Annotated in this window: 10 protein-coding genes and 2 tRNA genes; 5 read left to right on the top strand and 7 right to left on the bottom strand. The window is 54.9% G+C overall.

The features are described 5' to 3' along the window. Positions 1-137: 137 nt before the first annotated feature. A complete protein-coding gene (locus I9182_RS06200; protein ID WP_209597276.1) occupies positions 138-1,151 on the top strand; it encodes an NAD-dependent epimerase/dehydratase family protein in 1,014 nt (337 codons plus the stop codon). Between the two features lie 54 nt (positions 1,152-1,205). Here the strand turns inward: I9182_RS06200 and nqrF are convergent, their stop codons facing one another. From nqrF to I9182_RS06230, 6 genes are read right to left on the bottom strand one after another with little or no spacing between them, the layout of a single operon-like run. Then, complete coding sequence (nqrF, locus tag I9182_RS06205) at positions 1,206-2,429, bottom strand: NADH:ubiquinone reductase (Na(+)-transporting) subunit F (RefSeq protein WP_209507135.1); 1,224 nt, start codon at positions 2,427-2,429, stop codon at positions 1,206-1,208. Positions 2,430-2,442: 13 nt separating this feature from the next. Then, on the bottom strand, positions 2,443-3,051 hold the full coding sequence (gene nqrE, locus I9182_RS06210) for an NADH:ubiquinone reductase (Na(+)-transporting) subunit E (RefSeq protein WP_209507136.1): 609 nt from the start codon (positions 3,049-3,051) through the stop codon (positions 2,443-2,445). Continuing rightward, a complete protein-coding gene (locus I9182_RS06215) occupies positions 3,051-3,704 on the bottom strand; it encodes an NADH:ubiquinone reductase (Na(+)-transporting) subunit D (RefSeq protein ID WP_209507137.1) in 654 nt (217 codons plus the stop codon). Before I9182_RS06215 ends, nqrE begins: the two co-directional genes overlap by 1 nt. Then, positions 3,704-4,519 (bottom strand): Na(+)-translocating NADH-quinone reductase subunit C, encoded by an 816-nt coding sequence (locus tag I9182_RS06220; RefSeq protein ID WP_209597278.1) that lies wholly within the window; start codon positions 4,517-4,519, stop codon positions 3,704-3,706. The genes I9182_RS06215 and I9182_RS06220 overlap by 1 nt, the downstream gene beginning before the upstream one ends. Next, the gene (locus tag I9182_RS06225) at positions 4,512-5,720 is read right to left on the bottom strand and encodes an NADH:ubiquinone reductase (Na(+)-transporting) subunit B (RefSeq protein WP_209597279.1); all 1,209 of its coding nucleotides are present in this window, start codon (positions 5,718-5,720) and stop codon (positions 4,512-4,514) included. The genes I9182_RS06220 and I9182_RS06225 overlap by 8 nt, the downstream gene beginning before the upstream one ends. Before the next feature lie 5 nt (positions 5,721-5,725). Next, complete coding sequence (locus tag I9182_RS06230; protein ID WP_209597281.1) at positions 5,726-7,069, bottom strand: Na(+)-translocating NADH-quinone reductase subunit A; 1,344 nt, start codon at positions 7,067-7,069, stop codon at positions 5,726-5,728. Between the two features lie 297 nt (positions 7,070-7,366). Between I9182_RS06230 and I9182_RS06235 the strand changes: the two genes are divergently transcribed. Both I9182_RS06235 and I9182_RS06240 read left to right on the top strand, forming a co-directional pair. Continuing rightward, on the top strand, positions 7,367-8,482 hold the full coding sequence (locus tag I9182_RS06235; RefSeq protein WP_209597283.1) for a class I SAM-dependent RNA methyltransferase: 1,116 nt from the start codon (positions 7,367-7,369) through the stop codon (positions 8,480-8,482). A 118-nt stretch (positions 8,483-8,600) separates the two neighbouring features. Continuing rightward, a tRNA-Pro gene (locus tag I9182_RS06240) sits at positions 8,601-8,677 on the top strand. Positions 8,678-9,040: 363 nt separating this feature from the next. On the opposite strand, the gene I9182_RS06245 is transcribed toward I9182_RS06240, so the two are convergent. Continuing rightward, positions 9,041-9,125: transfer RNA gene (locus I9182_RS06245), tRNA-Leu, on the bottom strand. Positions 9,126-9,961: 836 nt separating this feature from the next. On the opposite strand from I9182_RS06245, the gene I9182_RS06250 reads away from it, so the two are divergent. Together I9182_RS06250 and I9182_RS06255 are read left to right on the top strand one after the other, a co-directional pair. Continuing rightward, positions 9,962-10,384, top strand: a complete 423-nt coding sequence (locus tag I9182_RS06250) for a hypothetical protein (RefSeq protein WP_209597285.1) — start codon at positions 9,962-9,964, stop codon at positions 10,382-10,384. A 2-nt stretch (positions 10,385-10,386) separates the two neighbouring features. After that, positions 10,387-12,399 carry a dynamin family protein gene (locus I9182_RS06255; RefSeq protein WP_209507586.1) on the top strand — a complete coding sequence of 671 codons (2,013 nt, stop codon included), beginning with the start codon at positions 10,387-10,389 and terminating at the stop codon, positions 12,397-12,399. Positions 12,400-12,404: the final 5 nt, after the last annotated feature.

A 12,404-nucleotide genomic window follows, 5' to 3' on the forward strand; every position in this document is an offset into this window, starting at 1 on the left:
CTGTTTGAATAGGCAAAGTGTTGACCACAAGCCTTAGATTGTCCGATATGGCCCGCAGGATGTTTGCAAGCCGTTGATCTGAAGATAGGATCAGCCTTCCAGCCAGCGATGAATTTGCAGCGAGTTCTGAGGGTTTTATGAAACGAGTTTTGATTACAGGTTCTGCCGGGTTCATCGGATTCCATCTGGCCAAATTGCTTTTGGCAGAAGGATTTCAAGTACACGGCTACGACGGGATGACCGACTACTATGATGTAACCCTGAAACAACGCCGACATCAGATACTGCTTCAAACCCCGGGATTTACGTCAACTGAAGACCGTTTGGAGAACTTTGACCGGCTTGTGCAGGTCGCAGAGAACTTTCAGCCCGATGTCATCGTACATCTGGCCGCGCAGGCAGGCGTGCGGCACAGCCTTAAATTTCCCCGCAGCTATATCGAGTCGAACGTCGTGGGTACGTTCAATGTGATGGAAATCGCGCGTCAGCACAAAGTGGAACATCTTTTGATGGCGTCGACCTCATCAATCTATGGTGCAAACGAGGACATGCCGTTCATCGAAACAGAAAAAGCCGACACCCAACTGACGATCTACTCCGCCACTAAGAAGGCGAATGAAGCGATGGGGCATTCCTATGCCCATCTGTGGGATTTGCCGACCACCATGTTTCGGTTTTTTACCGTTTACGGTACCTGGGGGCGCCCCGATCTGGCCTATTTCAAGTTCGTTGCCGCTATACTGGATGGAAGGCCAATTGATATCTACAATCATGGCGACATGTATCGCGACTTCACGCATGTAGAAGACCTTGTGCGTGGGATCAGGTTGCTGATCGATGTTCCGCCGGTTCGCCCGACCAGCCGCGCGGATATCGAAGATGGTGATAGCTTGTCGCCCGTTGCACCGTACCGCGTCGTCAACATTGGCAACGGAGACAAGGTGCGTCTGATGGATTTCATAGAAGCCATCGAAGAGGCTGTTGGCCAGAAAGCGGTCAAAAACTTTATGCCAATGCAGATGGGCGATGTTCATGCCACATGGGCTGACAATCGGCTGCTGCAGCGACTGACGAATTATCGCCCGCAGACCGACCTGAAGGACGGCATTGCCCAATTCGTCAATTGGTACCGGGACTATTACGGAAAATAGGTCGACCTGGCGCCGGAATGAAAAAACCGGCGCACTCAGCGCCGGTTTCATTAGTTACCCGCCAAAATCGTCGAGCATGATGTCTTCGCGATCCACGCCCAGATCCAGCAGCATGTTGATAACCGACTGGTTCATGATTGGCGGTCCACACATGTAGTATTCGCAATCTTCAGGTGCCGGGTGGTTCTTGAGGTATTCTTCGAACAGAACGTTGTGGATGAATCCGGTATAGCCTTTCCACTCATCCTCGGGCTGGGCATCCGACAGAGCGACATGCCATTCGAAATTGTCGAACTCTTCCGCCAGTTGGTCGAAATCCTCGACAAAGAACATCTCTTTCTTGGACCGTGCGCCGTACCAGAAGCTGATCTTGCGGTCGCGGTTCTCAAGGCGTTTGAGCTGGTCAAAGATGTGGCTGCGCATCGGTGCCATACCGGCACCACCACCGATGAAGACCATTTCCTTCTTGGTTTCACGTGCGAAAAACTCACCAAACGGACCCGAGATTGTGACTTTGTCGCCCGGCTTCAGGTTAAAGATGTAGGATGACATCTGACCCGGAGGAATTCCTTCTGAGCCCGGAGGCGGTGAAGCAACCCGAACATTAAGCATGATCATGCCCTTTTCATCCGGATAGTTGGCCATCGAATAGGCGCGCTCGATAGGTTCGTTCACAACCGACTCGTATTGCCACAGATTGAAGCGATCCCAATCCTCGCGATATTCTTCCTGCACGTCGAAATCGGTGTATTTCAACTGATGAGCAGGCGCTTCGATCTGGATGTAGCCCCCGGCACGGAAGTTCACATCCTCGCCTTCGGGCAGGTCCAGAGTAAGGGCCTTGATAAAGGTCGCAACGTTGTCGTTCGAGCGAACTGTGCATTCCCATTTCTTGACGCCAAAGACCTCTTCTGGAACCTCGATTTCCATGTCCTGTTTCACCGCTACCTGACAGGATAGACGGTCGCCACAGGATGCTTCGCGCTTTGTGATGTGACTTTCTTCGGTCGGCAGGATCGAACCGCCACCAGAATGCACTTTCACGCGGCACTGGGCACAGGTACCACCACCACCGCAAGCTGATGGAACAAACAGTTTTTCGGCCGCCAATGTTTGCAGCAGTTTGCCACCCGCCGGAACCGAAATAGTCTTTTCACCGTTGATGGTGATGTTGACGTTGCCGGTCGACACCAGCTTGGAACGCGCAGCCATAATGATTGCCACCAGCGCCAGAACGATCAGGGTGAATAGGACAACGCCGAGCGAAAAGGTTTCCATTCTCACGCCCCCCTTACAGTTTCACGCCCGAGAAGGACATAAAGGCCATCGCCATCAGTCCGGCGGTGATAAAGGTGATGCCCAGCCCCTGAAGCCCGTCCGGCACATCCGAGTATTTCAGCTTTTCGCGCACGCCTGCCATCGCGGTGATTGCCAGCGCCCAGCCGAAACCGGATGAGATGCCATAGGTGGTCGCCTCGGCAAAATTATAGTCGCGTTCGACCATGAACAGCGAACCACCTAGAATGGCACAGTTCACAGTGATCAAAGGCAGGAAGATCCCCAGCGCGTTGTAGAGCGGCGGGAAATATTTATCGAGGATCATCTCGAGGATCTGAACCATCGCTGCGATAACGCCGATATAGGAAATCAGCCCGAGAAAGGTCAGATCCACATCCGGGAACCCGGCCCATGCCAATGCACCCGGTTTCAGCAGGAAGGACAGCAACAGGTTGTTGGCGGGCACGGTGATGGCCTGCACCACCATGACTGATATTCCCAGCCCGATGGCAGTCGAAATCTTCTTCGACACGGCGATGAAGGTACACATGCCAAGGAAAAAGCTGAGCGCAAGGTTTTCGATAAAGACGGCCTTCACGGCCAGAGAGATAAGCCCTTCCATCAGTGCGCCTCTACCTGCTGGATTTTGTATTCACGTTCTTCGACCTGGTTCGGCTTCCACGTGCGGAAAGCCCAGATTAGCAGGCCGATCACAAAGAACGCCGACGGCGGCAGCAGCAACAGGCCGTTGGGCACGTACCACCCGCCATTGTTGACCGTTTGCAGGATTGTCACCCCGAACAGGCTGCCCGAACCGAACAGTTCGCGGATGATGCCCACCAGCATCAGGATCAGGCCATAGCCCATGCCGTTGCCCAGACCGTCAATGAACGATGCTACCGGCGGGTTTTTCATGGCGAATGCCTCGGCGCGGCCCATAACGATACAGTTGGTGATGATCAGACCGACGAACACAGACAAAGTCTTGGAAATCTGAAAGGCATAAGCCTTGAGGATCTGATCCACCAAAATCACAAGCGAGGCGATGATCACCATCTGCACGATGATTCGGATCGAACCGGGAATCTGGTTGCGCAAAATCGAAATGAACATCGACGAAAACGCGGTCACAAAGGTCACCGCCAGCGCCATCACAAAGGCCACCTGCAACGACGAAGTCACCGCCAGAGCCGAACAGATGCCCAGCACCTGCAGGGTGATTGGGTTGTTGTCGACAAGGGGGTCGACCAACAGCTCTTTCTTGGTCTGAGACATCAAATCTCTCCTGCTTGCAGCTTGGCCAGGAACGGCGCGTAACCCGCGTCACCCATCCAGAATCTCACCAGGTTGTCGACACCGACAGTGGTCAGGGTCGCACCTGCCAGGGCGTCGATGTAATAGTCGGGCCCGGCCGCAGGCTGCGACTTGGCGACGGTGATCTGCAACACTCCCGCGTCGTCGCGCAGCTTCTTACCGTTCCACAACGTCTTCCAGCGCGGGTTGTCCACCTCAGCACCCAGACCCGGCGTCTCGCCATGCTGATAGAATTGCAAGCCGTAGATATCGTTGCCGTTCTTCTCCAGCGCGATGAAACCGTACAGAGTGGACCACAGCCCATAGCCATGCAGTGGCAGAATTACCTTGTCCAAGGCCCCCGCGTCGTCGCGCAGCAAATAGATCACACGGTACTTTGCCTTGCGGCCAATGCCTGCGGGATCGTCGTCAAGCGCGACGCTCAGGTTCGGATCACCGGCAGCGGCCAGATCGTCAAAGGTGGCCGGGTCGAACTGATCGTCCACAAAATCGCCCGTGGCCAGATCCAGCACATGCGGTTCGAATGCGGCAAATGCTTCGGTGACATTGACGCCGGGTTCATACACCCCGGCCACTTGCAGGATGTTGACCTGTTTGTCCTTCAGCTTGTTGGCCTCTTGCACCGGGCGCAAGCTGACTGCGGCGGCCGACACGATCATCGAGGCAACGAGACAGACCGCAACAGCAATAAAGATTGTTTTGCCAACTGAATCTGGCGAGGCCGCCAGAAAACGGGCAATCGCGCCCTTGCGTTCAGGGGATTGCGTATCAGACATGGCGACGCGCCCTCCGTTTGATGTTGGCCTGAACGACAAAATAATCGATCAGCGGTGCAAAGACGTTGCCGAACAGTATGGCCAGCATCATACCTTCGGGGAAGGCTGGGTTGATCACACGTATCAACACAACCATGACACCAATCAGGGCCCCATAGACATAGCGACCGACATTGGTGTGGCTTGCCGAGACCGGCTCGGTCACCATGAAAGCCAGACCAAAGGCATAACCGCCCAACACAACATGCCAGTACCATGGCATTGCGAACATCGGGTTCGTCTCGGACCCGATCAAGTTCAGCAGCCAGGTGAACGCAATTGTGCCTGCCAGACATCCCACAATCAGCCGATAGTTGGCAATCTTGGTGATCAGCAGGAAGGCTAGACCGATGATGCAGGCCAGCGTCGAGGTTTCCCCAATACTGCCTTGGATGGTGCCATAAAACGCGCTCCACCAGGTAATACCGTCAGCGGCCAGCGCCTGATAGCCTTCGGCAGCCGACACAGCCAGAGCCGTCGCTCCGGAAAACCCGTCGACCGGGGTCCAGACAGCATCGCCCGACATCTGCGCGGGATAGGCAAAATACAAAAACGCCCGCCCCACCAAGGCGGGGTTGAGGAAATTCTTACCAGTGCCGCCGAATACCTCTTTGCCGATCACGACACCAAAGATAATCCCCAGGGCAACCTGCCACAGGGGTGTGGTTGCAGGCATGATCAGGGCGTAAAGCATCGAAGTGACAAGAAAGCCTTCATTCACCTCGTGGCCGCGGACCGTTGCGAAAATGACCTCGAAAATACCGCCTGCCACCAACGTGACGAAATAGATCGGCAGGAAGTACATGAGCCCGTGCATGACATTGGCAAAGATGCTGTCCGGATTCAGCGAAATGCCAAAAACCTGAAGAATTGCAATCCGCCAGCCGGTCGCAGACTCTGGGCCAAGCGCGGCAATGGCCGAATTTGCCTGATAACCGGTGTTCCACATTCCCCATAGGATGCAGGGAATTGTGGCAATCACGACATATGTCATGATCCGCTTCATATCCACGTAAGACCGCGCATGAGGAGCAACAGTGGTTACGGTTTTCGGAGTGTAGATGAAGCTTTCCACCATCTCGTAGATCGGAAAAAGCTTCTCGTACTTGCCGCCCTTGGTAAAGTTTGGCTCGATCCGGTCAAAGAAGTTACGCAATCCCATTCGGATCAGCCCTCCTTTTCAATCTTGTTCAGGCAGTCGCGCAGCGCCAGCCCGTATTCGTATTTCGCCGGACAGGCAAAGCCCACAAGGCCCAGATCCTCTTCGTCCAGTTCAAGCGCACCCAGTGCCTGAGCTGTATCCGTATCCATCACCAGCAAGGCCCGAAGCAATTGTGTGGGCAGGTAATCCTGCGGCATCAGCTCTTCGAACACACCTGTCGGCACCATCGCGCGGCGGCCACCGTTCAAGTTGGACGTGAAAGCATAGAGTTTTCTGGAAAAGGCCGAGCCCAATACAGGCTGGACGGAATACTTGGAAGGCATTGGTCGGATCCAGCCCATCGGAATCTGATCGTGATCCTCTCGGATGATACAGATTTGACGAGCAAACCGCCCCAGATATGCGGTCGGCCCGTCGGCATGTTGACCCGACAGGATCGAACCCGAGATGATGCGGGGCGTTCCGTCCACACTTACCTCATCCCGTGTCAAGTCGCCCGTGGACGCGCCCATCACGGTGCGGATCAAACGCGGCTGACGCGCGCCGGGCCCTGTCAAGGCAATCACAACGTTCGGGTCAAGATGCCCGGTCTGTATTAAACGGCCGATCGCGATGGTGTCCTGATAACCGATGGTCCAGACCTGCTTTTCGCCCGCAATCGGTTCGAGGAAGTGAATATGCGTTCCCGCCAAACCCGACGGATGTGGACCGGAAAATGCCACCGCCTCTACACCGGCCACATCCGCGCCGGGGATCGTGTCACCTTGTTTCTGGCAAAGATAGGTCTTGCCCGCGGTCAGCTTGCTGATTGCTGCCAAGCCAGCGGCAAAGGCTTCGGGCGCTTCGGCAATGATCGTGGCGGCATCAGCCGCCAATGGGTCACTGTCCATGGCTGTCACGAAGATCGCGTTCGGTTTGGCACCGGGTTCCGGCATTTTCGCATAAGGTCGAGTGCGAAATGAGGTCCACAGACCAGCGGCGCACAGTTTGGCAGTCACGCCTTCGGTGCTGTCCGCGTCGCCTACGTTCGAAAAATCCAACCCCGTGTCATTGGTGTCGGACGCTTCGATGACGACGCTTTGCAACACCCTGCGGGCACCCCGGTTGATGGCAACAACCTTGCCACTCACCGGTGCGACCATCATCGCGTCAGGCGCATCTTTGTGACAAAAGAGCGGCGTACCCCGCTCGACACTATCACCTTCCTGCACCAGCATCTTAGGTTTCAGGCCAATGTAATCCCCACCCAGAACGCCAACGGTCGAGTATTCCGGACCCGGATGAATGGTTTGGTCAGGAGCGCCTTCAACCGGCAGGTCCAACCCTTTTTTAAGTTTGAAAGTTTGCATGCCGCTACGTTCTTCCAAGCCTCTTTCCTGCGCCAGCCCTGCCGACACCCTTATGGGGTCATGCAATAACGCGGTTTTTTTCAGGCACCCCTCGCAAAAGCGTCGAAATGGGTCCAAAATCCGCAGGCGTAATTCTGATCACGGACCCTTTACGCGCGGATGCCCGCAAACGCAAACCTGTTACCGCCAAAAGTTAAGATCAAACTGCAAAATCTTGGAGTTTTCCCTCAATATGGCCAAAGATACGGGTCAAAATTGCGTGTCGCGCCCGCTGAACTTCCAGTGTAAGCAACCGGAATGGAAAAAGACACAGACTTCGAAATTTTTCTGATTGCCACCCCGGGGCTTGAAGCTCCCCTCGCTGCCGAGGCGCAGTTCAACGGGTTCTCTCAGGTCAAGACGATTCCAGGGGGTGTCATCTGCCGTGGTTCGTGGTCCGAGGTCTGGCGCGCCAACCTGACGTTACGCGGTGCTAACAAGGTTCTGGTCCGTCTGGGCAGTTTTCCTGCGGTGCATTTGGCCCAATTGGACAAACGCGCGCGCAAATTTCCGTGGGGTGAGTTCCTGCGTTCCGATGTTCCGGTCAAAGTCGAGGCCGCCAGCCGCAAATCCAGAATATATCATGCCGGTGCCGCACGGCAGAGAGTTGAGGAAGCGATATCCGAAACTCTGGGCGCTCCGAAATCTTCCGACGCCGAAGTCAGGATCTTGCTGAGAATCGAGAAGGACATCTGTACGATATCGGTCGACAGCTCGGGAGAACTTTTGCACAAGCGGGGTCATAAAGAAGCAATTGCCAAAGCGCCAATGCGCGAAACGATGGCAGCGATGTTTCTTCGAGACTGCGGGTTTAGCGGCAATGAACCGGTGTTGGACCCAATGTGCGGCTCGGGTACTTTCGTGATCGAAGCCGCCGAGATTGCCCTGGGGCTGCACCCCGGTCGGACCCGCAGCTTTGCGTTCGAAAACCTGGCTGGCTTCGACCCTGACCGTTGGCAAGACATGCGCAGCGAGGCTGAGGTCGTGGAATGTACTCTCACCTTCTGCGGCTCAGACCGCAACGCCGGGGCAATCGAAGCCGCGACAGCCAATGCCGAGAGAGCGCAGGTAAGCGCCAATACGCAATTTCAACAGCTTTCCGTCAGTGACATCAAACCCCCTGCGGGACCAACCGGGCTGATCATTGTGAACCCTCCCTACGGGGCGCGGATTGGAGATGAAAAGCGTCTGCGCTCTGTCTATGGAGCCTTAGGAAAGTCCTTGATGACCCGTTTTCGCGGATGGCGTGTCGGGGTGGTCACCAGCGCCCCGGCCCTGGCTCGGGCGACCCGCCTGCCTTTGCTGGCACCCGGTCCGGTGGTAGACCACGGAGGCACCAAGATTCGCCTGTACAAAACGGATCCTCTGCCATGAGTGTCGCGTGACCTGCCTAGCCCATCCGATACCGGTTCAAAGACGGCAGATTCAGATGACCGCTTCTCAAAATCCTCTTGCGCATCGGAATAGCCCCGTATAGATCACCCGCCACGGTCGGAGTGTAGCTCAGCCTGGTAGAGCACTGTCTTCGGGAGGCAGGGGCCGGAGGTTCGAATCCTCTCACTCCGACCAGTAAATCAAGGCGCCCAAGGGCGCATTTGTTGTTTCTGCAGATCGGCCGAAACAGTTTCCACAACATTTCTGGCACTGGATGTGCTTACTTCGATCGCAATCCTCATCCACAATCTACGGCAGCAACATCTCGTATCTTCCTATCATTGATCCCAGCGGCCTTCTTAACCTCTTCTGGACTTATGGGCCGATAAGGAAAGCCCTATTCATCAGTGGAAAAGATAAGCACCGTTGATTGCGCTAGAGATGCGCGATTGGATCGAAGACAGGAAAACCAGCAGCGATTGAACTTGGGGACCAATTGCGGGCAAAACCTAACTGAACAATAGATGCTAATATCTTCAAAACTTTAGTTGATCAAAGTGGTGCGGGTGGAGGGACTTGAACCCCCACGCCTTGCGGCGCCAGAACCTAAATCTGGTGCGTCTACCAATTTCGCCACACCCGCAACTCAGCGCCACGGCGCTGGAATGAAGCGGTCAATAACAAAGCTTGCTTCCGAGCGCGAGAGGTAAAATACACGTATCGCCAAGTTTGTAGATCCTCTGATCGGATATGGGTCAACCACTGTACCTTATGAAAATGAATGGTCCCAAGACACTCGTCAGTGGAAAGCTGATGGGAACATCCGTGGCCGTGAAATCCGGTATCCTGCAAGACTATGCCCACGTTATTTTAGAAGAGCTCTTTACTCGTGCCGTAGTTAAAACTTTACCCATCTAGCCTGCGAAATATCACGCTTACGTTGACCAAAGGCCAAAAAGACAAGCTGACAGACTGTTGCATGATCACCAAGAGCGAATATGGAGGTCATCCTTCGCTGCCGTTGCACGCTCGTAATTTAACCCTTGGAAAGAGGCGCGGGATTACCCGCCACGGCGCCCCAGGAAACGCATCTGCGACCCTTGCCAACTCAGAGAGAGACTTCAGGGTTCTGAAAAAACAAGAATGGCTTACCCGGCTACAATGTCCTACAGAACCATACAGTTTACTGAATGACCTGTACCGTCAGGTACAAGCTATTGTGTTTCGCCAGTCCCCGTTCGGTTTCAAACAGGAAGTGCGGATTGGCACTTGCCTCATAGGCATTCCCGCGCAGGTTGAGGCATTCTCAAGAGCACTCCACCACAAAGCTGCCACATTTCAAACGCCAAAAATTCTTATTCACGTCAAAATAAGACCGCCTTGAAGGGTCTTGTTGTTTAGCAGGAGTTAATGAGTCTTTTTTGCCACTTTGGCGCCGGTACGAGTTTCCTGCTCAACTCCAGTACAAGGTTTACTGCTGTGACCGATCTGAATCCCTCCGCTACTGCCGAGCAAGAGGCTGTCTTCTTTGCTCGTGAAAGCTTTCTTGGCGAACTCAAGATCCTGAACCGGGACCATCCGAACACGGGCTTTGGGATTTCGCTCCGAACCCACTCCGGAGACCACTACCTGCTGGCCAACGCGCGTATGCCATTGCCCGCGGTCAAATCCGAGGGGTTCCCGACCGGACGCCGCGTTGCGTGCCTTGAAAACGGTGATCGCTTCAGCTCGATCGAAGTGCTGGCTGACGCCAAGGCTTACGAAACCATCAGCCCGCGCGCCGAGGCTGACATTCTGGGCAACGCTTTGGACCTGATCGCACGTATCGACACGCTGACAGGAATTCCAACAGGACGTTCTTCTCATGAACCCCGCATCGCAGCTACGGGAACCGGAGGTTAAGCATGGCGCGCAATGATCACTTGTTGTCTGTCGGCAACGAAGCTCTGGCGCCGATGACCTCTGCAATGTCATCACTGACGGCCCAGATTGATCAATTGACTGAGGTGGCTGATGCGCGCTCTTCAGCACGTCTGGCAACACTCAAGACCCGGATGGAAAACTTTACCGCCAGCATCACCTTGGTCGGTCAGGTGAAAGCGGGAAAATCATCGATTGTAAACATTCTCGCAGGGCGCCCTTCCCTACTTCCATCAGATGTGAACCCGTGGACGTCGGTCGTCACAACCCTGAACATCAACACGCGCCCGCCGGGCGACACCAAGGCCAAGTTCACCTTCTTTGAGCAGGAAGAATGGGACAACCTGATGGTCGGGGGTGGCCGGTTGGGCGAGTTGGCCAACCGTGCCGGTGCAGATGACGAGATGGAGGACATTCGCCGTCAGATCGGCGAGATGAAAGCAAAATCCGAAGAGCGTCTTGGAAAGCACTTTGACCTGATTCTTGGCCAAAGCCACCAATACGACCACTTCGATGAAGAACTGATCCAAAGATATGTCTGCCTCGGTGACGAGGACGACCCGGATATCAATCCAAAAACAGGCCGGTTTGCAGATGTGACCAAGTCAGCCGAGTTGTACATGGATATCCCTCAGTACCCGATTGCGCTGAAACTCTGTGATACGCCGGGTGTTAACGATACGTTCATGGTGCGTGAACAGATTACCCTGCGCAGCCTGCGCGGGTCCGAGGTCTGTGTTGTAGTGCTTGCCGCAAGCCAAGCCCTGACCACCATGGACATGGCTTTGATGCGGATCATCGCTCAATTTGAGAATCGCCAGATTGTCCTGTTTGTGAACCGGATTGACGAGTTGTCAGACCCGGTCAATCAAGTCCCCGAAATCCGCGACCGGATTCAGGACACTTTGAAACAGAACAACATCGACGAAAAGACAAGTGTCGTGTTCGGCAGTGCCTTATGGGCTGAGGCGGCGCTGACCGGGAATCCCGAGATTCTGAACGAAGAATCCCGCGAAGCACTCAATACTTTTTACCTCGCCGCCGGGTTCGGTGATCAAGCCCCTTCGCTGGATAAAATCTGGGCATTGTCCGGTTTGCCTGATCTGCTGTTGGCGATAAACGAGCGTATTGCAGAAGGTGCGGGAGCGCGGCTGATGGACCGGGTTCGCCATCGCGCCCGCAACATTGCCAGCCAAATTCGTGCCACCGCTGTAGCAAAGACTCTGTCAGAGGGTGAAGGCGTCGCGCGTGATCTTGACGGTGTATCTCCGGAAGATGCGATTGCAACAGTCTCGGCGGAGTATGAAAAGAAAGCAGCCGAACTGACCAACGCTTTGCGCGACAAAGTATTGGAGCGTCTAAACTCGGCCGAGACAAATTTCGTGAAGCGTGCGACAGACTCTCTGATCGCGCATCTTGAGAAAAATGGTGAGCAAGGCACTTGGCAATACGACCCTGCTGGCTTGAGGACGCTGCAAAAAGCCGCCTATTTCAGCTTTGCCCGCGCAATGCGTAAAGATGCTGGAGCGCTCTATTCAACTGCGGCCGCGGATGTCGAAGCGCTGTATCACAAGATACTTGGCAACCATCTGGGCGAATTCAACATCGAAGCACCGATCGTGCCGCGCGTTCCACCACCATTGGGGATTGGCCGGACGATTGCTCTGGACTTGCAAAGTACTTGGTGGCGACGCTGGTGGCAAAAGCGCAAAGGCTTTGAAGCATACGCTGCCGATTACACTCGCCTGATCGCGTCCGAAGCGAATTCGATCACCAAGGATATCGAGGAAAACCAGATTGCGGCAGTGTTGGAAAACGTCCGCGCAATTCTGGCGGACTTCATGCGGGAGCAGAAGGAGACGTTGCTGAGTATCTCATCATCAGCGGACAAAAATATCGGGCAGGCCTCGGCAGCGATGGCGGGCCTGCAACCTCAGAAATCGCGAGACGAAATTCTGGGTGACATCCTGAAAGACCTAAGCAACGAAGCGGCATAAGTAGA

It is taken from the genome of Ruegeria sp. HKCCSP351 (assembly GCF_017872535.1).
Lineage (GTDB): Bacteria > Pseudomonadota > Alphaproteobacteria > Rhodobacterales > Rhodobacteraceae > Ruegeria.

Excerpts from the sequence above, each read along its gene's own strand:
- I9182_RS06200 (WP_209597276.1), top strand. The coding sequence starts at position 138 with ATGAAACGAGTTTTGATTACAGGTTCTGCCGGGTTCATCGGATTCCAT.
- nqrF (WP_209507135.1), bottom strand. The coding sequence starts at position 2,429 with ATGGAAACCTTTTCGCTCGGCGTTGTCCTATTCACCCTGATCGTTCTG.
- nqrE (WP_209507136.1), bottom strand. The coding sequence starts at position 3,051 with ATGGAAGGGCTTATCTCTCTGGCCGTGAAGGCCGTCTTTATCGAAAAC.
- I9182_RS06235 (WP_209597283.1), top strand. The coding sequence starts at position 7,367 with ATGGAAAAAGACACAGACTTCGAAATTTTTCTGATTGCCACCCCGGGG.
- I9182_RS06225 (WP_209597279.1), bottom strand. The coding sequence starts at position 5,720 with ATGGGATTGCGTAACTTCTTTGACCGGATCGAGCCAAACTTTACCAAG.
- I9182_RS06215 (WP_209507137.1), bottom strand. The coding sequence starts at position 3,704 with ATGTCTCAGACCAAGAAAGAGCTGTTGGTCGACCCCCTTGTCGACAAC.
- I9182_RS06230 (WP_209597281.1), bottom strand. The coding sequence starts at position 7,069 with ATGCAAACTTTCAAACTTAAAAAAGGGTTGGACCTGCCGGTTGAAGGC.
- I9182_RS06220 (WP_209597278.1), bottom strand. The coding sequence starts at position 4,519 with ATGTCTGATACGCAATCCCCTGAACGCAAGGGCGCGATTGCCCGTTTT.
- I9182_RS06255 (WP_209507586.1), top strand. The coding sequence starts at position 10,387 with ATGGCGCGCAATGATCACTTGTTGTCTGTCGGCAACGAAGCTCTGGCG.